Genomic DNA, 24324 nt, shown 5'->3' with positions numbered 1-24324 from the left:
GCCGACTATATTAATTTTATTCGACGATTTTAACGTCGATAGGGGTTTGCTGTTCTTTTTTAGCGATAAAATCGCGAACATAGCCTTCAAGCTCCTCAACAATATTATTATTGTCGATACGTGCTTTTTGACGTTCGCCATTGATATATAAGCCAGAGCGACGATTTGCACCAGCTAAACCAATATCGCTAACGAGTGCTTCACCTGGGCCGTTAACTACACAACCAATCACCGACACAGAGACCGGCTCAATGATATCTTCAAGGCGCTCTTCGAGTTGGTTCATGGTGCTTACAACATCAAACTCTTGGCGAGAACAGCTAGGGCAAGCAATAAAGTTAATACCACGAGAGCGGATGCGTAATGATTTTAAAATATCAAAACCGACTTTAATCTCTTGAACAGGATCTGCGGCTAGTGATACGCGCAATGTGTCACCAATACCCTCAGCGAGTAACATACCCAAACCAACAGCCGATTTTACTGAGCCTGAGCGCATGCCGCCGGCTTCAGTAATACCTAAATGTAATGGTTGGTCGATTTCTTTAGCAAGCAGGCGATATGCGCCAACGGCTAAAAATACATCAGATGCTTTTACTGAGATTTTGAATTGATCAAAGTCCAAACGTTGTAAAATCTCTACATGGCGCATGGCTGATTCAAGTAATGCTTCTGGCGTTGGTTCGCCGTATTTCTCTTGCAAGTCACGCTCAAGAGAACCGCCATTTACACCAATACGAATCGGAATGTTGTGTTCACGCGCAGAATCAACCACAGCGCGAATACGTTCTTCACTGCCGATATTACCTGGGTTTATACGTAAACAATCAGCACCATACTGCGCCACTTTTAAAGCGATGCGGTAATCGAAATGAATATCGGTCACAAGTGGAATCGTCACCTGCTCTTTGATGCTTTTAAATGCTTCAGCGGCAGCCATGGTTGGCACGGATACACGAACAATATCGGCTCCCGCATCTTGTATAGCTTGAATTTGAGCTACAGTGGCATCAATATCCATGGTATCTGTGTTGGTCATAGATTGCACAGCAATAGGTGCGCCATCACCAATAGGGACATTTCCTACATTAATACGGGTTGATTTTCTGCGTTTGATTGGAGATTCTGAAAACATAGCGACTACTCTGCTAATGGTAAATTAAATTTGGCTAAACGATTCTTAGGAAAATTCGAAATATCGATGGCTTCACCATTGAGTGTAATTTCAACTACTTGGTGTTTTCCTAATACCACTGAAAAAGGAGGCGTGCCAGTTAGGGTCATTTCATAGCCTGCTTTTTTTACGCCAAAAGCGACCTTTTCGCCTTCACCGTCGTGTATTTCTACCCAGCTATCTTCGTTAAACAACATTACAACCGTGCTTAAACCATTTTGTTCTTGTTGTGCTGGCTCAGAAACTGGCTCTTCACGCATTTGCACTGGCTGTTCAGGTGCGTTGTTTTCAAACTCAGGTTGAATTGGTTCTGCGTCATCAGCGCTAATTGGTTGAGGTTGCGATTGCACTGTGTCGTTTACGTTCAAATCAATCAACGGCTTGGTGACAGTTTGTTGATTTAATGGGGTTGAATTTTGCCACCACCACAATGCTGATGAGCCAATAGCTATTGCTAAAATAATGTAACTAACAAGCATTAGCCGACTGTCATGCGCTTCTTTTTCGGTACGCTTTGAGAAGCTCTGCATATTCGATTTTTTTACGGTTTCCTGACTTTCAGGAAATAATGCCATTACGGCTGCGCTGTCTAAATTAAACTCGCGGCAATAACATTTAGCATACCCTTTTACAAAAGTTGCAGGGCCGAGTAAGTGGTGTTCGTCATTTTCTAAATGCTGCAACTGCAACACCGATAGCTTTAATTTTTCAGCTAATTGTTCAAGGCTAACACCTGCCGCTTCACGGCCTGTTTTTAATGTTTGGCCTAAGCTTGGTTGAGTTGATTCTGTATTTTCATCATTCATAATGCGTATGATTCGGGATCCACTAGTAAGAGTCTATGTCCAGGTTTGAGAGCAATATCTGGGCTTAATTTATTCCATCGCATTAACTGATCAATTAACAAGCGACGCTCTGTGGCAATACTATACAAAGTATCGCCTGCGTTTATTTTATAAAATATATTGGGGTCATTAAGGTAAATTTTAGTTCCATTGACCAGTCGATCAGATTCTCTTAACCCATTCCATTGGAGTAATTTTTGTAGTCTAACATTGTATCGTACTGAAATGCTAAATAGGTTTTCACCGGCCTGTAAAATATGAAACGGAATAGTTGGAGGAGATAGTCGTGAATTCAATAGTGGTGCTTCGTCAATCGTGTCAATATTATTAAATTGCACCGTTGTTTGACGGTTAGTACGGGTACTTTGCGTTGCAAAAACCGCTGCATTTTTTACGGGTTGATAAAACTCAACTTGCTCACCTGCTGATTGAGAATCACTTTTACTCGGTTGTGTTGCATTGACATTTGTTTGTGCACTGAGCATTTGCTCGGTTTTTGGTGCGCCAAATGACACAATTTTAACCCCATCCTTTGGCTCATTTTTGCTGGGCTTAGGCTTCGATACACTTGGTGTTGCAGTAGACACTCCCAAATTTTCGACCTTTGACGTAAAAAAGCCATCAGAGACGGGAGTTGACACTTGATTCACATTATTTGAATCTACTACCGATAGTGCTGACAAAACGGCTTGTGCATTGGAGTTTGTTTTTGCAAGAACAGGCTCGCTTGCTTGAGTAGCCAAGGGGGCTGTGGTGGCTACAGTGGTTAATGCACCCATTACTGCGTTAGTATCAATTGGCGTGTCATCGATATGAATACTTGCAGGGATCAGCGTTGCTTCGCTTGTTTTCGGTTTTTGTGGTTCTTCATTATTTACTTGTGTTTTAGTAACTGAAGCGGTGACGTCTTGTGCTGTTCGAGTAGATGAACCATTTTGCGTTGCTTTTGTCGAATCAGTGGCCAGCTCTACTTTTGCTGCTGCAAATTGAGGTACCTTTTTCTTTTTTACAATACGCATTTTCGGGTTTGCGTTCACCATAACAGATGAATTTTCAGACTTAAATTCATCGAGTTTTGCTTGGCGATATTTAAATCGTAGAATTTCAAATTCACTTTGTTTTAAGCGTTGTTCGCGAATTAAAACGGCTTCGTTCGACACCGGGTACGTTTGTAATATGGTTGCAGCGGTGGTCTGGGCTTTTTCAATATGGCCCATACGTTGATCAATTAAATAATCCAAAAGTAACGAGCGTGGCGAGACCTGACCTGATTTTTCATACCGAGTGAGTAACTCTTGTGCTTTATGTAAATCACTTTTTGCGTAATACAGTGCAGACAAACTAATAATTGAAGATGCGCGCATGGAGCTATGCTTGATTGCAGAAAGAAAGTACTTCTCAGCTTGTTCAAAGTCATTAAATTCAATTGCACATAACGCTAGGTTTTCATAACTTTCTGCGACGCGAATATAACTTGGGATTTCAATGGCTTTAATAAATTGTTCGGTTGCGCGATCGTATTCATTGATACCACATAAAAATACCCCGTAATTATTACGAGTATTTGGATCATTAGGATTAATTTTTAGCGCTTTTTGATAGGCATCATCTGCTAGGCTGTCTTCACCGACTTGTTGATAGTAATAAGCAAACGAGTAGTGTACTTCGGGCAAGTCTGGCGCAAATGAGGCTGCGCGTTCTAAGTTATACTTGGCCTGAGAGCTGTTGCCGGTATTGAGGTATTCTAATGCAAGTGCAATACGTGTGCGCGCTGCGCCAGTATTATTGATGGTGTTTTCGACAACGGGTTTATCATTGCCTTCGTAACTGTTTTCAGTCACACAGCCGCTAAGCGCAATGACACTGGCCGCTAAAGCAAGTAAAGATCGCATTACCTTATCTCTTATTATTATCCATATCAGCCTATCTTACCGAAAAGCACTTGTGTTGCATCAACTTTTTGAATTTAATGCATTACACAAGTGTTTCAGTCATTAGATTAGTTAAGCTTGTTGGATATTGACCGAAATTGCATTTTCATCACGCATTTTCTTTTTTGCCATACGCTTGGTACGGTCAACCACATCACCCGCTAACTGGCCGCAGGCTGCATCGATATCGTCCCCTCGGGTACGGCGCACAATACACGTAATACCGCCAGCTTGTAACACCTTAGAAAAACGGTCTATACGACTGTTGCTTGAACGGGTGTATTCATTGCCTGGGAACGGGTTGAATGGAATTAAGTTTACTTTAGATGGTGTGCCCTTAAGCGTTTTAACCAGTGCGTGTGCTTGATCAGTGCTGTCGTTCACGCCATTAAGCATAACGTATTCAATAGTGACGTCTTTGTTAGCTTTAGAGCCATCAATATAACGACGACATGCCGCTAAAAATTCTTCAATTGGGTATTTTTTATTAATTGGCACTAGCACATCGCGTAATGCGTTATCTGGCGCATGCAATGAAATCGCTAAAGCAACGTCAATTTTTTCTTTTAGTAAATCAAGCGCTGGTACTACACCTGAGGTGCTTAATGTTACGCGGCGTTTAGATAACCCAAAGCCCCAATCGTCCATCATCAGTTCCATTGCTGGTACTACGTTCTTAACGTTGAGTAATGGCTCACCCATACCCATCATTACCACGTTAGTGACAGGGCGCTTTTCACTATTGCCATCAAGGCCGATATCTTTGGCTACGCGCCAAACTTGACCAATAATTTCTGATACTTTTAAGTTACGGTTAAAGCCTTGTTGAGCTGTTGAACAAAAAGTACATTCAAGGGCGCAGCCAACTTGTGATGATACACACAGCGTTGCACGCTCTTTTTCTGGGATCCATACGGCTTCAACCTCTTGACCACCTTCAAGTACTAAAGCATACTTGATGGTGCCGTCGCTTGCTTGCTGACGAACAGAGATTTCTGGCGCGACGATTTCACATTCGTTTTTTAGCTTTTCTTTAAGCTTTTTATTTACGTTGCTCATGTCGTCAAAGTTATCAACGCCAAAATGATAAATCCATTTCATCACCTGATCGCCACGAAATGGCTTTTCACCGAACGATACAAATAATTCGCGCATTGCATCTCGGTTTAAATCTAATAAGTTAATCTTTTTTTGCTCGGTCATGAAACAACCTCAATCAGTGACGGTGGTGATAAAATTTACGGGGATGAATTGTACACAATTCGACCAGTTTAGTCATTAGCTAAACATTTTAAATTGCTTAGCTAATCACTAAAAAAGGGCCCGAAAGCCCTTTTTATTTTGCACAGCGGGCTCGAATTAACGAGTACGTGGGCAAAGCTCTTCGTCAGCGAAGAAGTACGCGATTTCGCGAGCAGCAGATTCAACAGCGTCAGAACCGTGAACAGCGTTTTCGTCGATGCTGTCAGCGTAGTCTGCACGTAAAGTACCTGCTAGCGCTTCAGCTGGGTTAGTTGCACCCATGATTTCGCGGTTTTTAAGAACAGCGTTTTCGCCTTCAAGAACGGTAACCATTACTGGGCCAGACGTCATGAAAGAAACTAAAGCACCAAAGAAAGGACGCTCGCTGTGTTCAGCATAGAAACCTTCAGCTTTCTCTTGTGAAAGGTGAACCATTTTAGCTGCAACGATTTTAAGGCCAGCAGTTTCGAAACGGTTGTAGATAGCGCCAATGTGGTTTTTAGCTACTGCATCAGGTTTTACGATTGAGAAAGTACGCTCTAAAGCCATCTTTATGCTCCAATAATTTTTAAGTAAAAGTGTGAATATTAACGGGCGCGAATTATACGCGTTTTATAGCAAAATGCCTAATTTTATTAAATAGGGTCTATGTGGCAATTTAATGAAAGAATAAAATACCCACAAAAACCTGCTCGGTAATGTGTTCCCAAAAACGATTGTTGTATTTTCCACAAAACTTGACTAACGTTGTTAGTTCACATTAAAGGGATTTAAAAAGTATGAAAAAGTTTATGTTTATCTGTATGTTGGGTGCATTTTTAAGCGCGTGCGGTTCAGATAAGGAAGGGGAGTTACCGTGTCCGCCAACAGCAATTGGTGTGGATGTTAACGCAATCGATTTATCAGTAGACGGCAACGTGTCTCAAGATAACACAGCCGTGGTGTTTAATGATCTAGTGTTTAACTTTGAGTCAAGTGGCGAGGCTGTTTTTGCGCCGGGCAATGAATTTGATCCAAATAAAAAATACAGTACCGACTGTGTTGGACTGCCGGTTATTTTAGGCTCAATTAATACACTCTCTGAGTTTAATATTTATTCTACGGCTGACTACAATTCAAAGCTAACCGCCGGAACGAGCCTTAATGAGGTATTTTCAGTTCAGAGTATTGATACGGGGGATTTTGACTATGGCGAATCACTCACACTGAAACAGCTACAAGGTGACTTACCTATCAGCGCGCCGCGATATTTTTCTTTAATATTAAATCAAGCCCCAGAGGTTGAGAGTAGTCATCTATTTTATATTGAGTTTATGGTTGATGATAAACAAATTATCATTGAGTCAACTGAGCTATTAATTACAGGCAATGAATAGCTCTATTGAGATTTTGTGATCAGGATCAACATTCCTTTTTATTAGCTATTTATACTATCGCGCTCTATTTAATTATTCATGCAACTGGCTTGACCCCAGTTCGATGTATGGAGCGCACATGTCGTCAATATCCTCTTCAAATACGTTTGTACCAGAATTACTCTCACCAGCTGGTAGTTTAAAAAATATGCGCTATGCGTTTGCTTATGGTGCTGATGCTGTTTATGCAGGTCAACCACGTTATAGCTTAAGAGTGCGTAATAATGAGTTTGACCTTGATACCCTTAAAGTTGGCATTGATGAAGCTCACGCATTAAATAAAAAGTTTTATGTGGTATCCAATATTGCGCCACATAACGCCAAAGTGAAATCGTATTTACGTGATATTGAACCGGTTATTGCGATGGGGCCAGATGCCTTGATCATGTCTGATCCGGGCTTAATTATGTTAGTGCGAGATAAATGGCCTGATATGCCCATTCATTTATCAGTGCAAGCCAATGCAGTCAATTACGCCAGCGTTAAGTTTTGGGCAAAGCAGGGCATAGAGCGCGTTATTTTATCACGCGAATTATCGCTTGAAGAAATTGCTGAAATTCGTCAACTATGCCCTGAAACAGAATTAGAAGTATTTGTGCATGGTGCGTTATGTATGGCGTACTCTGGGCGTTGCTTGCTCTCAGGTTACATAAATAAACGCGACCCTAACCAAGGCACCTGCACCAATGCATGTCGTTGGGAGTACGACGTAAAACCTGGCACTGAAAACGAAACCGGTGAAATGGTGCACAAAATAGACCCCAAAGCAGTAATTCCAACACTGGGTGAAGGCGCCCCTAGCAATGATGTATTTATGCTTGAAGAACAAGGCCGCCCAGGTGAATACATGCCGGCGTTTGAAGATGAGCACGGCACTTACATCATGAATTCAAAAGACTTACGAGCAGTGCAATACGTAGAACAATTAACAAAAATGGGTGTGCATAGTTTAAAAATAGAAGGGCGTACTAAGTCATTTTATTACGTAGCCCGCACTGCGCAGGTATATCGTAAAGCAATTGATGACGCCGTTGCAGGTAAACCGTTTGATGCCGATTTATTTAAAACTCTTGAGAGCCTCGCACATCGGGGTTACACCGAAGGCTTTTTAAAGCGCCACGCCCATCAAGACTACCAAAACTATGAATACGGCCACTCGGTCTCTGATAAACAGCAGTTTGTAGGTGAAGTGCTCGGTCGAAATGACAATGGGCTAGTTGAAATTGACGTAAAAAATAAGTTTTGCGTGGGCCACTCACTGGAATTAATGACCCCGCTGGGTAACTTTAACTTTACGCTACAGGCGATGAAAAACAAAAAAGGCGAGGAAATTAGTGATGCAAAAGGCTCTGGCCACGTTGTCAAAATACCACTGCCTGAAAGTATTGATTTAGAGCACGCCATTTTAATGCGCAATCTTGATGAAAATCAAGACACCCGCAACCCGTTTAAAAAAGCCGTGGTAGGTGTTTGAACCGTGGCTTTACTGATAAACAGCAAATGCATTAACTGCGATATGTGCGATCCAGAGTGCCCAAATGAAGCCATTTTCATGGGCGCTAAAATCTACCAAATAGACCCAAATAAATGCACCGAATGCGTAGGCCACTACGACAAACCTACGTGCGTGAGTGTATGCCCAATTGACTGCATAAAGTCCGATCCTAATCATCGTGAGAGCTTAGATGAACTGGCAGAGAAATATGTAAGGTTAACGGGGTAACTATTAGCGCACTATACTGAAGCTATTGAGTACTGTGCGCTTTTAAATATGGACTAACTCTCAACAACTCACTCTGCGTAATCACGTTTTTTAGACATGCCGCCAATGCCTGCATTTAAGGTGTTGGTTGGGTCCAAATTGCGGTAATTATCAGCCAGTGCTGGCTTTGCATGATAATGATGCCCTACGTTATGCTCAGCTGGATACTCAGCGCCGCGTTGCTCTAATAGCTCAAGCAGGGCGGCTTTAACAGCTTCGCAGTCTTCTCCTTTTTTTACTAAGTAATCTTGATGGAATACGTGGCATAAAAAATGGCCGTAGTAGAGTTTGCTTATGAGTTTATTGGTAATGCTAGGTGGCAGCTTTTCAAACCAATCGGTGTCGTTACGTTTTAAGGCAATATCCAGTGCGAGTATATCTTCTACTTGGTGGTGATTTACTTTGGCGTACTGCACAGCAGCGCCTGCGGCTGCAAAACGCAGTAAATAGGCCGCTTTAGTTTCTTGCTCGTCGCACTGGAAAAAATCGAGAAGATATTCTTTTTGTACTTGCTCAAGTAACATTAAGGTGTGTTGATATGCATTGCCTTTAACGGTCAAGATTAATTGATGTTGATATTGCGTATTATATTGCTTTAGCGTTTGAGGCGTTTGACTTGGGAATAGCTTTGTAAGTCGGTAAACGAGTTTATCGACTGCGTTTTTTGATAAAAAAGGCAGTTTTTGACAAACTGTATCTAATTGGCGTTTTATATTAAAAAATTTGGGCAGCCAGTTAGTGCCTAAGTTCTTGATTAGAAGCACTGTGTCGCGGCCATAATCATCCGCAAGTTCAAACATATCACGATGCAAATACTCGGCATACACTGGTAGGCTAGTGGCTTGCTCGAGTAGTGTTTTACGTACAGCTTGCAATGCGCTACTTGAATTAGTGCCTAAATAAAACGTATGTTCAAGTTCATTTTTAGCAAAGGTGTCTACACGCACCGCAAATACTGCAAGTTTACCCGCACAGCCGCTGGCTTGATATAAGCGCCTAGGATCTGCGTTAAAACGTGCTGGCGTGTCTTGATCTGTTTTTCTTACCCAGTCGGCATAGTCGCGGTCTGATGCGTGTTTTGAGGTTGTTTTGATATCAGACTGAGTGTAATTTTTATTTTGTAAGTTAGTGAGTATTTGCTCGGGTGTGGTGCCTAGTTCAATATCAAGGTTGTTAATTAAGCTGACTGTTCCGTTGTTGTTTATTTGTGCGTATATGGCCAGCTCCGTGTAAGCTGGGCCTCGCTCTACCAATGCGCCACCTGAGTTATTGCAAACGCCGCCAACAATTGATGCACCAATGCATGATGAGCCAATTACTGAGTGAGGCACGCGCCCAAACGGTGTTAATGCTTTTTCTAGTGAGAATAAGCTGGCACCTGGAAATGCGACAATTTGTTGCTGCGCTGGCAGTACCTGAATATCTTTGATACGCGTGGTGTTGATGATCACCGTGTTTCGGTCGCAATTTTCAGTTGGGGTGGAGCCACCCGTTAACCCTGTATTGGCAGCTTGCATAATAATAATCACTCCTGCGTCTACACAAGCGTTTAAAATATGCCATTGCTGCAATAATGTCGCAGGCTTTACAACCGCAAGTGCCGGGCCTTGGCCTTCTCTAAAGCCTTTACGGTATGGGGCTGTTGCGCGTTCAGAGGTTAGTACATGCCGCGCGCCCACTATGTCTTTTAATGAGGCAATAAGTGATAAATGTGACATTTATGTTCTCAGATTAGTTTATAGCGGGTTTTATAGGCGAGTCTTCGAAGCGTGTTTTGCGCAGTGTTGTACGAAGTTGTTCCTGCTGTAAAACGTGTTTTGCATCGATATCGTTAAGTGCCACAGTCTCATCTCGTGCTATATCGCCATCTGCCACCAGCGATAAATAGCGTGAGCAACAGACCCGTAAGAACGACGTAAAGTTGCCAATATCATGGTCAGCATCAAGAGATTCAAGGTAGAGTTTGGTGATCATTTGATTAACTGTCATTTGGTCACGAAACGCCACCTCAGCTAGAATATCCCAAAAGAACTCTTCGAGACGAATAGAGGTGACTACGCCATCAATACGTAAAGATTTGGTACGACATGTCCATAGTCGGCTGTCAGCATTTATAAAAAGTTGGCACATATCATTTAACCCTTGATGCTTTGCTTTGTACGTTGATATTATGTTTATAACAATGCCACAAATTGTTTTAACATGGCAGGGTGGGCAGGCCATGCAGGCGCAGTGACTAATTGGCCGTCGGTTATTGCACCATCCATAGGAAGTTCAACATATTCTGCACCGGCCATTTCTACTTCAGGTTGGCATGCAGGGTAGGCAGAGACTTTTTTACCTTCAATAACACCTGCCGCTGTGAGTAATTGTGGGCCATGGCAAATAGAAGCGATTGGTTTGTCTGCCTTGGCAAAATGTTGAATGATTTCAATCACAGTTGGGTTTAAACGTAAATACTCAGGGGCACGGCCGCCCGGTAAATAAAGCGCGTCATAATCGTTCATATCAATTTGTGCAAAGCTCGCGTTGAGTGCAAAATTATGACCACGTTTTTCTGTGTAAGTTTGATCCCCTTCAAAATCATGAATTGATGTTGCTATGGTATCACCGGCTTTTTTATCAGGGCATACGGCGTCAACATCATGTCCCATTGCTAATAACGCTTGAAAAGGCACCATGTTTTCATAGTCTTCTACAAAGTCGCCAGTGATCATAAGTACTTTAGCCATTTTATGCTCCGTTTATGTGTAAAAAATGTAGGTATAAGTACCCTACGTATTGTTGATTTATAGTAAAACATACACAAATCGGGAACGGGTAATATACCTATACTACACGCTGTATTTGTAGTGCATTGGAATGACTTTAAAATGGGGGAAATTAATTTAGGTAAGCGCTAATCAAAAGTCACAGTATGTCGTGTTGCCAACGCTGGGCTAAAAAGTCGATAAAAGCTCGGACCAAATTTTGTTGAAAGTTGCGTGATAAGTAAACGGCCCATAAATGGTTGCCAGGGGTAGAGTAGTTGGGCATTACTTTAACCAGTTGCTTTGTTTTCAAATATTCTTGCGCTAAATCACAAGGTAGATTTGCAACTCCTATTCCACTGATTGCTGCTTTTCGTAACACCGTCATATCATTGGCTTCAATATTACCTTTTACTGAGATTTTTTCATCTGAGTTTTCCCCCAAGAAATGCCATGTTGAACTACCACTGTGTGATAAACAGTTATGCTTTAATAAATCTTGTGGAGTGATAATGGGACTGTTATTAGCTAAATAGTCTGGGGATGCACATACAACTGTACTTATAAACATTAATTTACGAGCAATAAGCTGTTCATCGGGCTGGTGAGTATAACGCAGGGCGATGTCTACACGTTCATCCACTAGTTTCGATAGGCTATCAGAGAGTACCATTTGAAATTTCGTATTCGGATGTAAACCTACAAACTCCCCAATTGCATCAAATAATAAGTTTTGTCCAAGGCCAATTGGGGCTGCAATTCTGACGGTGCCCACCAGATCGTTATTATGACTATGGGCTCTACTTTGCAAATCCGATACGGTGCTGAGTAATTGCTTGCAGTAGACAAGCGCCTCTTCGCCTTGATTGGTTAAACTGACTTTACGTGTAGTGCGGTGAAATAACCGCAAACTCAGCCAATACTCAATGTCTTGTACGTGGCGGGTAACTTGTAAGCGACTTAGGTCTAAGTTGTTAGCTGCTTTTGTGAAGCTGCCAGTACGGGCGACTTCAACAAAGCTTTGGATTGCAGTTATTTTGTCCATTAGTATCCTAATTTGAACTAATGTGTGTCTATAAAGTTTATTTATCATCAATTAGTGAGCAAGTAAACTGATTATCAACAGCTGAGGTACGACTCAGGTGATAAAACTTTTTAAGGATACAGATATGAATATAACTATTTTAGGTGCAACGGGTTGGATTGGCGGTGAGCTCACTGCACAAGCATTGCTTCGTGGCCATCAAATAACAGCAGTAGCCAGAAACCCTGAAAAATTAACCACAAATAATATCACCGTAAAGAGCTTTGATTTGCAATCAAATGACGATATAACCCCTTTGCTTACGGGTACTGATGTGGTTATTGCGTCAATTGGCGGGCGTGCCGAAGGCAATCATGAGTTGGTTGCCCGTACTGCAAAACGTTTGTTAACGGCTCTGTCAGGAAGTAATACTCGTTTACTGTGGGTCGGTGGTGCAGGAAGCTTAGAGGTTTCACCTGGAGTTACTTTAGTATCATCACCAGATTTTCCTGCAGAATATAAAGATGAGGCTTTGGCGCAAGGTGAAGCTTTAGATGTTTTTAGAGCAAGCAACACTGCCACAAAATGGACATTTGTAAGCCCCGCAGCTGTTATTTACCCAGGCACGAGTGAAGGCGCGTATCGTATTGGGGGGGACGCCTTTTTTACTAATGAACAAGGTGAAAGTAAAATTTCAGTCGCTGATTACGCCCGTGCAATGTTAGATGAAGCACAAAATGCCGCGCATATTAATCAGCGTATTAGTGTGGCTTATTAAGGTTTTTTTCAAAGGCACATAAATGTTATTCTTGATCAACATGTGATCAGTGAATGATATTTATGAGCCTACTTTTCTCCATTGCTTTAGCAAGTTTACCTGCCTTACCTGAGCCCGTTGCAAATAACGCGGTTGCTAAAGTTGTTGTAAACAAATCCCCTTACTTTTTAAGCTTTATGGGCTTAGGTGCAAATAAAGATCACCACAGTGTGCATAACAAAGTGTGGGCGCTAAAACTCGGTGACAAGCAGTGGCAGGCAAAATCACCTGTGCCCAGTAGTTTGCAGCCTAAAGGGCGTTTAGCCAGCACCGCTGTAGGCCTTGGCGAATATGCTTATGTATTTGGCGGCTATACGGTTAGTAGTGATCACACAGAAATATCCAGCCCAGATGTCTATCGTTATGATTTAAAAAATGATCGCTATACGCAGCTTGCAAATATGCCGGTACCTGTGGATGACAGTGTGGCATTGAGCTATCAGCAGCGTTATATCTATTTAGTGAGTGGCTGGCACAATGATGGCAACGTTAATTTAGTGCAGGTATATGACACACAAACAGATACTTGGCAACAAGCCTCGCCGTTTTTAGGTGAGCCGGTGTTTGGTCATGCAGCTGCGATCAGTGATAACACCATTGTGATTTGTGATGGCGTCAAAACTCAAGCAAACGCTGATAAACGACGCTCATTTGCTCCAATTGCTCAGTGCTTAAAAGGTGCCATAGACGCTACCAACCCTTTAAAAATAGACTGGCGAACATTGCCTCACCCAACCAGTGTGGCGCATTATCGTATGGCGGCTACAAGTTTGAAAGGTCGCATTTACATGGTGGGGGGATCTGCAAATCCTTATAACTACAATGGTATGGGATATAATGGCAAACCAGCGCCAGCGAGTAATCATGTTTGGCGCTTTGATGCAGTTAAAAATAATTGGCAAATAATGACAAAAGCCGATACAGCGAGTATGGATCATCGTGGCTTATTAGAACACCAAGGCAGCGTGTACCGTATTGGTGGCATGAATAATGATCAACAAGTAATAGCCGACGCACTTGGTTATAAGGTTAAGTTCCCCTTATGAACACACTTTATATAACAGGTGCTGGTGTGAGTGCAGCTAGTGGCATTCCAACTTTTCGTGGAGAAGATGGCTATTGGACTATTGGCAGTCAAAACTATACGCCAATGGAAATGGCCACTCGCGCAATGTATAAAAACAATCCTCGTGAGTTTTTAGCATGGTATTACCATCGTTTTGCGACTTATCGACATCATGGTCCTAATGAGGTACACCATTGGCTTAGCGATAAAAACTTAATCACGCAAAATATCGATGGACTAGACGGCAAAGCAGGAAACAGCGAGTACATTGCTATTCATGGCCGGCTTGATCAAATGACGTTGTTTCATCATCAGGGGGATGATGTCACACCACAAGCTACACCTTGGGATAACGTAAACGAAAGTTGTTTGCATAATTCGTTGCTTGAACTGTTTAAAATTGAAAACTTCCAGCCGGTGCTTAACCAATCGCTAAAGCCCTTTGTGCTGCTATTTGATGAATATTACACTGAACTTTATCGTATTAGTGAAGCGCAATCGCGAATGCTTGCGGCTGATAAAATCGTGTTTATGGGGACGTCATTTAGCGTCAATATTACGCAAATGGCATTGGAAATTGCACGCAACTACGACATACCGATTGAGGTTGTTGACCCCGCTCCGGCCCATGTTATGCACTCAAATGTCACTTATAAGAAAATGACAGCACTGGAGTACATTCAAAACCACGGGTAATTTGCTTTAACCACATAAGCCAAAAAACCGTAATTAGACTACTTTTCGTTATTCTAGTGAGAAGGCGATCATTTGCTCGGCGGGTAACGGTTTACTTAAATAAAAACCCTGAGCGATGTCGCAGTCAAGCGCATTAAGTAAATCGAGCTGTTCTTTGGTCTCGACGCCCTCTGCGACTACCTCTATTTCTAGGCTATGTGACATGGCAATAGCCGCTTTAACTAAATTACAATTCGCTTTATTGTCCGTTATGACACTGATAAAACTACGGTCTATTTTGAGGACATCGAATGAATATTGACGTAAGTAGCTTAAAGAAGAGTAGCCTGTACCAAAGTCATCCATTGATAACTTTATACCTAGCTCACCAATTCTCTTAAGTGCATCAGGTATAGAGTCTTGGCTATTCATTAATACACCTTCGGTGATTTCTAATTCTAAACATTCGTGATTTATATTATTTTCATTTAATGAATGAATAATCATATCGAGTAGCTCAGGGTCTCTAAACTGACTGGGTGATAAATTAACAGCCATCGTGTACTTTTGTTTGTTAGTTGCTTGCCATCTTTTTAAGAATAGCAGAGCTTGTTTCATTACAAACTCGCCTATAGGGATAATTAAACCAGTTTGTTCAGCAATGGGTATAAATTCATCCGGCGTAATTGCGCCAAGTTTGTTGTTATGCCAACGCAGTAATGCCTCTGCGCCAATGAGCGTATTAGTTTGCACATCTATCTGAGGTTGGTAATAAACTTCAAATTCACTTTTTGCAAGTGCGCCACGCATTTGCTCTTCTATTTCAAAGCGGCGTTGCATAGCTGTATTCATTTGCGGGGTAAAAAAAGAAGAGGTGTTTCGGCCAAGTGCTTTTGCTTGATACATCGCGGTGTCTGAATTACGTAATAATTCAGACGCTGACGTTCCATCTTTGGGTGACATTGCGATACCAATACTTAATGTAAGAATTAATTCTCTTCCCTCTAGTCTAAAAGGTTTTCTAAACGCGTTGAGTAAGCGTTCAGTGATAGCTTTGGCATTACTTTCATCATTTAAATTAGAAATTAAAATAATAAACTCATCACCGCCTAATCGACCAATAGTATCGCCTTGTTCTAAAACATTTTTTAACCTACACGCAGCTTCAATCAAAAGTTTATCGCCTACTTCATGACCTAATGAGTCGTTCACTTTTTTAAAGTTATCAAGATCTAAAAAGAAAACTGCGGCTTTTTCATGTTTGCTCTTTACTGAGCCTAACATTTGCGATAACCGGTCAAGTGACAAAAAACGGTTAGGCAATGCGGTTAAGCTATCAAAATGCGCTTGATGGCGAATCAACTCTGCTGAACGATGGTGATCTGTAATATCACGAATGATCATCATGATTTGGTTTTTCTTTGGCAGCAAGCGCATTCTGGCTTCATAATAACTAGTGCCATCAGGCATACTTAATTCATATTCAAAATTGACCATTTCATTGTATGTGAGCGCTTTTTCTATATTCAGCTTAAACATTTGCGCGACTTTATCAGGTAGCACATCAACCATTTTTTTACCCACAAACTGTTCAGGTGAGATGTAGAGGTCATTTTTATTGCTTGCATGATAATCAGTGATTGTCCCATGGTGATCTAACACAAAAAATAAGTCAGGTATTGCTTCAAATATCGTTTGTAACATACTGGCATTTAATGTGGCTTCGGCTTGTGCTTTATGTACGTCGGATAAATCAATGTCAATGCAATACATTTGCTTGGCGTTGTATTGATTAGTAAGCATTACATGACTTGAAAATACCGCAACCTCACTGCCATCTTTATGACTCAACGTAAGTTCTGCTGCTGGGATTTCGATTCCTAGCGTAACCCAATCGCTATGAGCTTTTATAACGGGTTCTTGCATAGGTTCTGGAATAATTAAACTTTCGAGCCTCTTGCCCATAGCCTCTTGCTTAGTATACCCGTAGAGTATTTCACTGCCTTTGTTCCAGTAAGTGACTTGCCTTTGCTCATCATAGCCTTGCACCGAAATAGAATCGATTGCATCAAAAAGTTGATGCAATGGATCATTAGTCACATAGTGGCCTGTGGGCAAACTCTTGGCATTGTCTGTAGCCATTCACAGATGTCCTATCATTGGGTTTATCTAATCTATAGCATAGACAAAAAAGCGTGATTTTTAGTAGTTATTCACTGTTGTTTTTGCAAGAAGCGCTTATTTTATTATTGATATTTCGAGGTAATTAATGAAGCCGAGGAGGTAGATAGGCTTAAAGCCTATCTACTAATTATATTAGGGTTTGTTGACCTTCCAAGGTTAAATTTGCAGTAGTCTATTTGGTACTTGGGCAAGTCAACGCCTGTGGTGTGATGACTCCTCATAAATAGGAGATAACAGTATCAATGTCCAACAGGCGGTTTTGTCGAGGGGCGGTTTACTCTTTGTAGCTCGGTTTTGACTTAGCCGACTAGGTTACAAACCTCGCGCCATGTTTAAACGGCTGCTAGTTTGTTGGCATTAAAAATAACTCGCGCACGTTACAGCGAGGGTTGGCTTCAATAGCAAATAAAACCGCTTCCGCTACATCGGTTGGATCAAGCTTGTCTGGTTTGGCTTCATCAAAAAATGGGGTATTTACCATGCCAGGCGCTATTGTAGTACAGCGGCCTTGCCACTCTTTCATCTCTTCTGCGAGGTTTTGGCCAAAACCGTAAGCAAACCACTTGGTTGCTCCGTAGATTGAGCCTGGAATAGTAACCCTTCCAGCAGCAGAGCTGGTTAAAATAAAGTGCCCAGTGGTTTCACGTAAATGAGGCAAAGTAAGCTTTGCGGTGTAAAGTAACGCATTAATATTTATATCGAGCATCTGGCGCCATTCGTCTACATCACCATTCTCTGTGCCGGCTGTGCTTACGCCCATTCCAGCATTAGCGAAAGCAACATCCAAGCGGCCATATTTTTCTATACCTTTTTTAACGACATTTTCTAGCTCATTAAAGTCAGTTGCATCTGCAGTAATAGCATAGGCATTTTCAGCTCCTAACTCATCTACAAGAGCTGTTAATTTGTCTTTGCTGCGTGCGGTTAAAATGACTTTATGGCCATTTTCAACTAATGTTTTTGCTGTAGCTTCCCCAATACCACTGGAAGCGCCTGTAATAAGTACTATTTTTTCTTCGACCATGTTTACTTCTCCTTAATTACATATTCAAAAGAGTGTGATACTAACTAACTTTAATTAGAGCGTGTTGTTCACACTAACATCCCTCGATTAACTCAAATTGAATAAGCTGATGTTAAGAAAATATAATTATAAAAATTTAAGTGGCTAACTTTGGATATGTGAAATGAAATAGTTTTAATTGCGTTATCGCCATATACTCGCGCGACTTTTATTTGATGGTTAAATTTGAGCTAGCTTATGCGAAGTGGTGGCCTTTAGTTAGAAGCTATGGGGGTTTGCTTATTTTTATATTGTGCTGAGTTACAGCAATAATCAAAGAAATTAAAACGTGAAAGTATGCTTTTAATATTTTCGCAACGTACGCTGCACATTGCAGAGTCGGTGACCTTGAATAGGTACCAGAACGTAGATAAAAAAGCCCGCCAGCGTTAACTGATGGGCTTTTCTACCTAAACAGGACAAATAGTTTTTGTTACTGACTAACAGTAAAAGTCACGTCAAGATCATCACCCGCAGTTACCGTAACCGGTTTAACTTGATACAGTGTAAATGCCTCATCGCGTAGTTCAGCATCATCAATATGTGCTGCACAGGTATAAGCTAATTGGTAATCACCAGCATTGATGAAGGCAAGCTCAAACTCATATTGATTGTCGTCACTATCAAATACCACATTGGCTGTCGCTAAAGGCGCATCAGCAGGAGTTTCATCTTCGGTTACTTCGTAATTATCCAGTGGCTCGGCTACATCATTGCTATAAAGGTAAACAGCATGACCAAATGAGCCATCTTCAGCAGCCAGTGCGATATTGTCTGTTTCGCAGTTGGCAATAAGTGCGTCGCTTATAGTACCTTCAATTTCTTCTGACTCAGCTAAGTTTTCTAAACGAACGCCGCGAGGTTTTAAGAATATTTCATCGCTGTTTTGTGGATTTACAAGCGACTTCTTCAAGTCGAATTCAAGTACAAAATCATTATCAGTTTGATTTAGGGTAAAGCCGTCAAGTTGAATTTCACCAATACCGTCGTTACCCTTACGTTTAACAACCAAAGGTGCAATGCTTCCGTCTTCATACACAACGTGTGAGGTCATAGTAAGGTCATTTTTATCGCCATTAATAACATCGGCACGGATCCATGAATATTGCCCAGTTGGCACGTCTTCATCATCTATTAATGAGAAAACATCATCGCCAGTGTAATCAAGCAAATTTACCATTTCAGGTTTAGTTTGGTCATCTGTCTGGCGTGTTTCAAAGGTAATATCTTCTGCGCCATTAGTTTGTCTTAAGGTGATAGAGTTAAATACAACGTTAACCTCACGTAACCCGCTAACCGGTGCATCGGAAACACCTAAGTTAAATTTTGCCGATTGTGGAGTTGTTGGCGAATCAATATTGTCTGAACCACCACATGCCGTGAGTGCAACTAAAATAGTGCTACTTAAAAGTGTTGTTTTGATGTTCATAATTTAACCTTTCCCTTCTCAGTGTTGGCGTCAGTATAGGAGTTAATACTTAACACAACTTGAATTAGGATTGATTAATACCTATTAGATTTAGTCGGTTTAATTGGAGGCCTAGATAATGGTTAGCACTTATATTTGCTGATGAAACTCATTACTAGTAATTGCTTAAACCATATCCGTCATTTCTACATTTTTGCTCCATATTTGTTGGGTAATTTTACGGTGTTAACGCCAGCCCCATAAAATCAGGAATAAAAATGCACGTCTTAGATTTAGAAAAACAAGGTGAAGTAAACACATTAATGACGTTAGTACTCATCAATTTATTAGGGCGTGTTGACCTTTGTGGATTGAAATTTGTTCAACCTAGGGGCGATTTAATCGCGGCGCGAGGTTTGTAACCTAGCGGGCTAAGTAAAAACCGAGCAAAGCTACCGCGTCCTGCTAGCGCCCCTTACCTACATCCATGTAGGTAACAAAGAGTCAATCGCCCCTAGGAAGAACCCTTTGGGCAGCGCATGTTTGGCATTTATACTGCGTTATCGCCTATTTATGGGGAACAACCACACTGCATAGGCGCTGCCTTGCCTAAATACCAAACATACTGCTGCAAAATTAATCACGAAAGGTCAACACGCCCTAATATTATTGGCTAACCTAATCAGCCCTGATGGTTGGCTGAACATACTAACCTATAGTTTAACTGTGTTAGTAACAGCTGTTATTGTAGTATTGCTTGGTAATGGCAAGAAAACACTCACTATATGTAAGCATGGTGTGCATACGCTTTCTATTTTTAAGCGAGCAAATTATTTTTCGGCTAAACAAATTAACCATATTCGTCCTTATTCAATATGTGGCATAAAAGGTGTGATTATTACGGGTGAGAAGTTTATTTGTGTGGCGCCTTTCTATACGCTTACAAATAAGCACCAACAACGTTTAAAACGCTATGAAAATGGCTTATATGAATGGCTTATAACATTACAAAATCGTAATGATTACTGCTAAAAAAACCTTTTTGTATCGCTGTAAGTTACTTATTACTAACAGCGATAGTCCTAGATGGAGCGTTAAAATCAATACTCAGTACAAGTTAACGCTGGAATGAATATACAGAGCCCAGTTTTAATATTTGCGTTAATTCGTCGAGCGCTTGTCGGCTTTCCAATAATAAGTTCGTATCTGCAAAATCATCACTGGTCAGTCTATCGCGGTAGTTGTCGTTGGCCCATGCACACAGCTGCAGGTATTTATCATCTGTTAAGATAACCTCTGGGTTAACAGCTGCGAGTTCTTGTTGGTTAAGTGCAACACGTAACCGTAAGCACGCAGGCCCGCCTCCATTTTGCATACTTTGCTTTAAATCAAAAAATTGAACCTGATTAACAGGGTTATCTGCCGCGATCATTTCATTTATAAAGGTATTTACGGCGTTGTTATTTTGGCATTCTTGCGGCGCTACGAGCATCATATTGCCATTATTTAAACTAACAAGTTGGCTATTAAAAAGGTAGCTTGAGACAGCGTCTTGGATACTTACTTTAGCTGTTGGCACCTCAATGATATGCAGTGCTTTTTCGCCTATATAGGCACGCTTTATTTGTTCAATAGCTTGCGGCTGATTAATAAAGGCTTGTTCATGACACAGCAGGACATTTGCGTTACCCACGGCAATAACATCATTATGGAATACACCTTGATCGATTACATCTGGGTTTTGCTGTAGCAAAATTTGGCTGGTGGGCTTTAAATCATGTAACCGGCAGATAGCTTGTGAGGCCTCAAGGGTTTGACGTGCTGGAAACTTGGCGGGTTTTGGTAACGTGCAATTAAAGGCGCTGGCGCCATATACAAACATTTCAAGCCCTGTGCTGGCATGATCATCCGCTAATCGAGTGTGGTTTGCTGCGCCTTCATCACCAAAAAAACCTTGTTCAGGAAGATGAGTGTGATGACTAAAGTAAGTGTCATTATTGAACATAGCTTTTAATAAACGCGTAGTCGTTGCAGGCTCTAGAGAACGATGAAATTTATTGTTTAAATTTGCGGCAGTAAAGTGAACCTTGCCATCAAGTGTATCAGCTGATGGAGAAACGGTTGCAGCATTTGCAGTCCACATCGCTGACGCTGAATAGCACGCGCGCAGCAGAATTGGGTCAACCTTAAAGGCTTTGGTTATTACATCTGTATCGCTGCCACTAAAACCGAGGTGGCGTAGAATATCTACGTCGGGCCTTGCATGAGGAGCGAACACACCTTGGGTTAAGCCTAAGTCATGCATGGCTTTCATTTTAGCGAGACCTTGAAGTACCGCCTCTTTAGGATTGGAATAACTTGTCGCATTATTTAGTGATGCGACGTTTCCGTATGATAATCCTGCGTAATTGTGAGTCGGGCCTACAAGGCCATCGAAGTTTACTTCTACTGCTTTAATCATTATGAGACAACATTTTTAGGTTTTGTATAACTATAGTGAAATTTATACGTTTTTGATCAATTTAAATTAGCTAATTCTAGTTCTACAGTTTGCAATGTTTGCTGTAAACGCTTTTGTACTGCGATTAAGTACGCTTTTTGTTTGGTATTTTTAGCTTGTTGTTGGCGTAAGGCTTTATAAATGACACGTTTTGGTAAATCATACTGCTCTGCCGCTTCAGTAATCGTTAGTTGATAACCACTGAGTTTTTGCAGCACTTCATCCAGATGAGGGGCGTTATTTAACATATCGACGCTCCTTTTCAGCTGTTGTATGTGTATCGTTTGCCTCATGTACATGCCAAACGCTTATATCTAAGCGCCATAATAGATACAGAGTGTGGTAAAAATTGGTCATAGCTCGTGCTCCCTGTAGAAGAGGTGTAATTTCGCATGTTATGTAGCCTAGCTACCTACTTTTTAAAAATTAAAATTTTTAAAAAGACTTATCATTACCAATGAAAGATCCATGCCAGCCGATAAGTTAATTTTACTACTTTAAAATCAATGGTTTATTTTATTTTAAATAATCATCAAACAACAGAAGCACTAAAACGGTGAAACTTTTTATGTTGTTGCACTTTGCTGGCGCAATAAAGATGAAGGTAAGGACCGTGTTATTGAGTTCAGAGCCAAATTTGCAAATAAGTAATTAGGTAGTAATCGCCTATTGGTAAAAAAGCTTGGTTAGGGTATTGTTTTATAATTAATTTTATAAATTTCAGAGTGTATTTTTATGGCTTTTGATGCCCGTTCGGCTATCACCATGTTTTGGATGAGTATTAAGCTACTGTTTGTTGTATTTTTTCCCTCATCGATCTTTGCGGCAGACGTGTACGAGCAATTTCCTGACAAGGTAGAAAGATCGCAAAAATACGTATTTTATTCTCATGGCCTAATTGTTGAAGGCACTAACCCGACACCTGTTAATGCTCGGTGGGGGAAGTATGAATTTCCAATGATAAAAAAAGCCTTGGCAGATGCTGATTATAATCTGATTGCATATCACAGGGCTAAAAATACCGAGCCTAAAGCGTTTGCCCAAAAACTAGAAAACGATGTTCGTTTGCTCATCGCACAAGGGGTTTCTGCGAGTAATATTTCACTGATTGGCTTTTCTCGTGGTGGTGCGATTACTATCGAGGCATCAAATTTGTTAGCAAATGAGAAGGTAAACTTTGTTCTTTTGGCAGCTTGTGGCCGCTATGTGGGTAATCAACCCAGCTTAAAAATGTACGGCAATGTTTTATCAATTTACGAAACCTCGGATGAGGTGGGTTCTTGTCAGTTTTTGATTGATCGTAGTAAACAGGTTGCACATTTTACTGAAATTGCGATAAGTACATCGAAAGAGCACGGGGCTTTTTATACTCCAATACCGCAGTGGGTTGACCCCGTTAAAAAATGGCTAAAAGATGCAAAGTAAGGAGCAGTTTTGCAAATCAGAAAATTAAATTCACTGCGGGGACTCGCTGCAATTATTGTTTTTATTACCCATTTTAGTGATATCACTCAATGGTTTGATGGCGCATTAGGCGGTGGTTCAGGTGCTTACGGTGTGATGCTGTTTTTTATGTTAAGTGGCTTTTTAATGTCGCACCTGTACTCACAAAAAGCGTTCAATAAAGCAACCGTAATGACTTACTTTTTGGCTCGTGCAGCCAGGGTAGTGCCATTATATTTAGTGGTTGTATTGGGCTCTTATATTTTTACCTTGTTAGAACTCCCTCTGCTGTACGACATTTCTGGCGTCAACGTGTTAATTGGCCACCTGTTATTTTTACATGGCGAGAGTGTGTTGTGGTCAATACCACCTGAAGTGCATTTTTATTTTGTTTTTATTATATTTTGGACGCTTTCTAAAAATCGGCAGGGGTATATTTATATTGTTATCATTGCAGTCATGATTTTATTATTTTTGACTAATTTTCCCAGAATAAGTGGTGAGGTTAATAGCATCCCTTACAATGTATTTAACACCATTAGGAGCTTACCTTACTTTTTTATAGGTGTTATTTTGGGGCTAAATTATTCAACGTTAACAATCCCTAATTACTTGAAAAGCCATGGCTTTGTACTAACACTTTGCTTAATCCCTTTACTTTACCCTGCTTTTTCACCCGTAACGAGTGATGCCAAATACAGAATGTGGCTAAGCTATGAAGTACTTTTTATAATGGCGAGTGTGTTTTTTGCCATTGTATTTTTAGTACCGGATAACAATCGAATATTAGCTAATAGGGTAGGTGATTTATTAGGTAAGATTTCATATTCATTATACTTACTGCATATGCCAGTTATTTTATTGGTCAATAACCTGACTGTGTCAGTCGAGAGCAAGTTATTTATTTCTCTGGTTGCAAGTATAGCAATCGCCTTTGTATCGTATACTTATTTTGAAAAGCCAGTAGCAAACTTAATTCGAAACAAAAGAGCAGCTAACCTGTAGTTTGAGCAGTAAAGCGAATG

Annotated in this window: 24 protein-coding genes; 10 read left to right on the top strand and 14 right to left on the bottom strand. The window is 41.0% G+C overall.

Translation table 11 applies throughout. The features are described 5' to 3' along the window. Positions 1–16: 16 nt before the first annotated feature. The 5 genes from ispG to ndk all read right to left on the bottom strand — a co-directional run bounded on the left by ispG (position 17) and on the right by ndk (position 5741). Positions 17–1135: a flavodoxin-dependent (E)-4-hydroxy-3-methylbut-2-enyl-diphosphate synthase gene (ispG, locus tag C7Y70_RS03720; RefSeq protein ID WP_135473423.1), complete on the bottom strand. Its 1119-nt coding sequence runs from the start codon at positions 1133–1135 to the stop codon at positions 17–19. A gap of 5 nt (positions 1136–1140) precedes the next feature. After that, on the bottom strand, positions 1141–1980 hold the full coding sequence (locus C7Y70_RS03715) for a RodZ domain-containing protein (protein WP_135473422.1): 840 nt from the start codon (positions 1978–1980) through the stop codon (positions 1141–1143). Continuing rightward, positions 1977–3911 carry a type IV pilus biogenesis/stability protein PilW gene (gene pilW / locus C7Y70_RS03710; RefSeq protein WP_135473421.1) on the bottom strand — a complete coding sequence of 645 codons (1935 nt, stop codon included), beginning with the start codon at positions 3909–3911 and terminating at the stop codon, positions 1977–1979. Before pilW ends, C7Y70_RS03715 begins: the two co-directional genes overlap by 4 nt. Positions 3912–4022: 111 nt before the next feature. After that, positions 4023–5153: a bifunctional tRNA (adenosine(37)-C2)-methyltransferase TrmG/ribosomal RNA large subunit methyltransferase RlmN gene (locus tag C7Y70_RS03705; RefSeq protein ID WP_099292954.1), complete on the bottom strand. Its 1131-nt coding sequence runs from the start codon at positions 5151–5153 to the stop codon at positions 4023–4025. A 156-nt stretch (positions 5154–5309) separates the two neighbouring features. After that, positions 5310–5741, bottom strand: coding sequence for a nucleoside-diphosphate kinase (gene ndk / locus C7Y70_RS03700; RefSeq protein ID WP_008111339.1), 432 nt, complete (start codon positions 5739–5741; stop codon positions 5310–5312). A 230-nt stretch (positions 5742–5971) separates the two neighbouring features. On the opposite strand from ndk, the gene C7Y70_RS03695 reads away from it, so the two are divergent. The 3 genes from C7Y70_RS03695 to C7Y70_RS03685 all read left to right on the top strand — a co-directional run bounded on the left by C7Y70_RS03695 (position 5972) and on the right by C7Y70_RS03685 (position 8330). Further along, complete coding sequence (locus tag C7Y70_RS03695; RefSeq protein ID WP_135473420.1) at positions 5972–6568, top strand: hypothetical protein; 597 nt, start codon at positions 5972–5974, stop codon at positions 6566–6568. A gap of 118 nt (positions 6569–6686) precedes the next feature. Continuing rightward, positions 6687–8081: a tRNA 5-hydroxyuridine modification protein YegQ gene (yegQ, locus tag C7Y70_RS03690; RefSeq protein ID WP_135473419.1), complete on the top strand. Its 1395-nt coding sequence runs from the start codon at positions 6687–6689 to the stop codon at positions 8079–8081. Positions 8082–8084: 3 nt separating this feature from the next. After that, positions 8085–8330: a YfhL family 4Fe-4S dicluster ferredoxin gene (locus C7Y70_RS03685; protein WP_135473418.1), complete on the top strand. Its 246-nt coding sequence runs from the start codon at positions 8085–8087 to the stop codon at positions 8328–8330. Between the two features lie 68 nt (positions 8331–8398). Here C7Y70_RS03685 and dld read toward each other — a convergent pair whose 3' ends face one another. The 4 genes from dld to C7Y70_RS03665 form a co-directional block, all read right to left on the bottom strand. Then, complete coding sequence (dld, locus tag C7Y70_RS03680; protein ID WP_135473417.1) at positions 8399–10087, bottom strand: D-lactate dehydrogenase; 1689 nt, start codon at positions 10085–10087, stop codon at positions 8399–8401. Between the two features lie 13 nt (positions 10088–10100). Then, a complete protein-coding gene (locus tag C7Y70_RS03675; RefSeq protein ID WP_099292921.1) occupies positions 10101–10499 on the bottom strand; it encodes a ribbon-helix-helix domain-containing protein in 399 nt (132 codons plus the stop codon). A gap of 44 nt (positions 10500–10543) precedes the next feature. Further along, positions 10544–11101, bottom strand: coding sequence for a DJ-1/PfpI family protein (locus C7Y70_RS03670; protein WP_099292919.1), 558 nt, complete (start codon positions 11099–11101; stop codon positions 10544–10546). A 178-nt stretch (positions 11102–11279) separates the two neighbouring features. Beyond that, a complete protein-coding gene (locus tag C7Y70_RS03665) occupies positions 11280–12164 on the bottom strand; it encodes a LysR family transcriptional regulator (protein ID WP_135473416.1) in 885 nt (294 codons plus the stop codon). A gap of 124 nt (positions 12165–12288) precedes the next feature. Between C7Y70_RS03665 and C7Y70_RS03660 the strand changes: the two genes are divergently transcribed. The 3 genes from C7Y70_RS03660 to C7Y70_RS03650 all read left to right on the top strand — a co-directional run bounded on the left by C7Y70_RS03660 (position 12289) and on the right by C7Y70_RS03650 (position 14722). Continuing rightward, positions 12289–12921: an NAD(P)-dependent oxidoreductase gene (locus C7Y70_RS03660; RefSeq protein ID WP_135473415.1), complete on the top strand. Its 633-nt coding sequence runs from the start codon at positions 12289–12291 to the stop codon at positions 12919–12921. A gap of 62 nt (positions 12922–12983) precedes the next feature. After that, on the top strand, positions 12984–14006 hold the full coding sequence (locus tag C7Y70_RS03655) for a kelch repeat-containing protein (protein WP_135473414.1): 1023 nt from the start codon (positions 12984–12986) through the stop codon (positions 14004–14006). Beyond that, positions 14003–14722, top strand: coding sequence for a Sir2 family NAD-dependent protein deacetylase (locus C7Y70_RS03650; protein WP_135473413.1), 720 nt, complete (start codon positions 14003–14005; stop codon positions 14720–14722). Before C7Y70_RS03655 ends, C7Y70_RS03650 begins: the two co-directional genes overlap by 4 nt. A 48-nt stretch (positions 14723–14770) precedes the next feature. On the opposite strand, the gene C7Y70_RS03645 is transcribed toward C7Y70_RS03650, so the two are convergent. From C7Y70_RS03645 to C7Y70_RS03635, 3 genes are all read right to left on the bottom strand, one after another. Further along, positions 14771–16843, bottom strand: coding sequence for a bifunctional diguanylate cyclase/phosphodiesterase (locus C7Y70_RS03645; RefSeq protein WP_135473412.1), 2073 nt, complete (start codon positions 16841–16843; stop codon positions 14771–14773). A gap of 385 nt (positions 16844–17228) precedes the next feature. Beyond that, positions 17229–17909 (bottom strand): SDR family oxidoreductase, encoded by a 681-nt coding sequence (locus C7Y70_RS03640; protein ID WP_135473411.1) that lies wholly within the window; start codon positions 17907–17909, stop codon positions 17229–17231. Between the two features lie 472 nt (positions 17910–18381). Beyond that, complete coding sequence (locus tag C7Y70_RS03635; RefSeq protein ID WP_135473410.1) at positions 18382–19377, bottom strand: DUF4382 domain-containing protein; 996 nt, start codon at positions 19375–19377, stop codon at positions 18382–18384. Between the two features lie 257 nt (positions 19378–19634). Here C7Y70_RS03635 and C7Y70_RS20485 point away from each other — a divergent pair, with 257 nt between their 5' ends. Beyond that, positions 19635–19778 (top strand): hypothetical protein, encoded by a 144-nt coding sequence (locus tag C7Y70_RS20485; protein WP_167850786.1) that lies wholly within the window; start codon positions 19635–19637, stop codon positions 19776–19778. 304 nt (positions 19779–20082) lie between these two features. After that, positions 20083–20388, top strand: coding sequence for a hypothetical protein (locus tag C7Y70_RS03625; protein WP_135473409.1), 306 nt, complete (start codon positions 20083–20085; stop codon positions 20386–20388). A gap of 85 nt (positions 20389–20473) precedes the next feature. Here the strand turns inward: C7Y70_RS03625 and astB are convergent, their stop codons facing one another. Together astB and C7Y70_RS03615 are read right to left on the bottom strand one after the other, a co-directional pair. Then, a complete protein-coding gene (gene astB / locus C7Y70_RS03620; protein WP_135473661.1) occupies positions 20474–21814 on the bottom strand; it encodes an N-succinylarginine dihydrolase in 1341 nt (446 codons plus the stop codon). Between the two features lie 59 nt (positions 21815–21873). Then, the gene (locus tag C7Y70_RS03615; RefSeq protein ID WP_099292901.1) at positions 21874–22104 is read right to left on the bottom strand and encodes a hypothetical protein; all 231 of its coding nucleotides are present in this window, start codon (positions 22102–22104) and stop codon (positions 21874–21876) included. Positions 22105–22591: 487 nt separating this feature from the next. Here C7Y70_RS03615 and C7Y70_RS03610 point away from each other — a divergent pair, with 487 nt between their 5' ends. Together C7Y70_RS03610 and C7Y70_RS03605 are read left to right on the top strand one after the other, a co-directional pair. Next, positions 22592–23281 (top strand): alpha/beta hydrolase, encoded by a 690-nt coding sequence (locus C7Y70_RS03610; protein WP_245321354.1) that lies wholly within the window; start codon positions 22592–22594, stop codon positions 23279–23281. Between the two features lie 9 nt (positions 23282–23290). Next, entirely contained in the window at positions 23291–24304 is a 1014-nt protein-coding gene (locus C7Y70_RS03605; protein ID WP_135473408.1) for an acyltransferase, read from the top strand. Positions 24305–24324 lie beyond the last annotated feature (20 nt).

Source organism: Pseudoalteromonas sp. KS88 (assembly GCF_004766475.1).
In the GTDB taxonomy this organism is placed as follows: Bacteria; Pseudomonadota; Gammaproteobacteria; order Enterobacterales; family Alteromonadaceae; genus Pseudoalteromonas.
Note: the sequence above shows the minus strand (reverse complement) of the source record. Positions and strands in the feature narration are given on the sequence as shown.

Excerpts from the sequence above, each read along its gene's own strand:
- C7Y70_RS03660 (WP_135473415.1), top strand. The coding sequence starts at position 12,289 with ATGAATATAACTATTTTAGGTGCAACGGGTTGGATTGGCGGTGAGCTC.
- C7Y70_RS03655 (WP_135473414.1), top strand. The coding sequence starts at position 12,984 with ATGAGCCTACTTTTCTCCATTGCTTTAGCAAGTTTACCTGCCTTACCT.
- yegQ (WP_135473419.1), top strand. The coding sequence starts at position 6,687 with ATGTCGTCAATATCCTCTTCAAATACGTTTGTACCAGAATTACTCTCA.
- C7Y70_RS03640 (WP_135473411.1), bottom strand. The coding sequence starts at position 17,909 with ATGGTCGAAGAAAAAATAGTACTTATTACAGGCGCTTCCAGTGGTATT.
- C7Y70_RS20485 (WP_167850786.1), top strand. The coding sequence starts at position 19,635 with ATGCACGTCTTAGATTTAGAAAAACAAGGTGAAGTAAACACATTAATG.
- ispG (WP_135473423.1), bottom strand. The coding sequence starts at position 1,135 with ATGTTTTCAGAATCTCCAATCAAACGCAGAAAATCAACCCGTATTAAT.
- ndk (WP_008111339.1), bottom strand. The coding sequence starts at position 5,741 with ATGGCTTTAGAGCGTACTTTCTCAATCGTAAAACCTGATGCAGTAGCT.
- C7Y70_RS03610 (WP_245321354.1), top strand. The coding sequence starts at position 22,592 with ATGGCTTTTGATGCCCGTTCGGCTATCACCATGTTTTGGATGAGTATT.
- C7Y70_RS03650 (WP_135473413.1), top strand. The coding sequence starts at position 14,003 with ATGAACACACTTTATATAACAGGTGCTGGTGTGAGTGCAGCTAGTGGC.
- C7Y70_RS03635 (WP_135473410.1), bottom strand. The coding sequence starts at position 19,377 with ATGAACATCAAAACAACACTTTTAAGTAGCACTATTTTAGTTGCACTC.
- C7Y70_RS03675 (WP_099292921.1), bottom strand. The coding sequence starts at position 10,499 with ATGTGCCAACTTTTTATAAATGCTGACAGCCGACTATGGACATGTCGT.
- C7Y70_RS03665 (WP_135473416.1), bottom strand. The coding sequence starts at position 12,164 with ATGGACAAAATAACTGCAATCCAAAGCTTTGTTGAAGTCGCCCGTACT.
- C7Y70_RS03705 (WP_099292954.1), bottom strand. The coding sequence starts at position 5,153 with ATGACCGAGCAAAAAAAGATTAACTTATTAGATTTAAACCGAGATGCA.
- C7Y70_RS03670 (WP_099292919.1), bottom strand. The coding sequence starts at position 11,101 with ATGGCTAAAGTACTTATGATCACTGGCGACTTTGTAGAAGACTATGAA.
- pilW (WP_135473421.1), bottom strand. The coding sequence starts at position 3,911 with ATGCGATCTTTACTTGCTTTAGCGGCCAGTGTCATTGCGCTTAGCGGC.
- C7Y70_RS03645 (WP_135473412.1), bottom strand. The coding sequence starts at position 16,843 with ATGGCTACAGACAATGCCAAGAGTTTGCCCACAGGCCACTATGTGACT.
- C7Y70_RS03695 (WP_135473420.1), top strand. The coding sequence starts at position 5,972 with ATGAAAAAGTTTATGTTTATCTGTATGTTGGGTGCATTTTTAAGCGCG.
- dld (WP_135473417.1), bottom strand. The coding sequence starts at position 10,087 with ATGTCACATTTATCACTTATTGCCTCATTAAAAGACATAGTGGGCGCG.
- C7Y70_RS03715 (WP_135473422.1), bottom strand. The coding sequence starts at position 1,980 with ATGAATGATGAAAATACAGAATCAACTCAACCAAGCTTAGGCCAAACA.
- C7Y70_RS03615 (WP_099292901.1), bottom strand. The coding sequence starts at position 22,104 with ATGTTAAATAACGCCCCTCATCTGGATGAAGTGCTGCAAAAACTCAGT.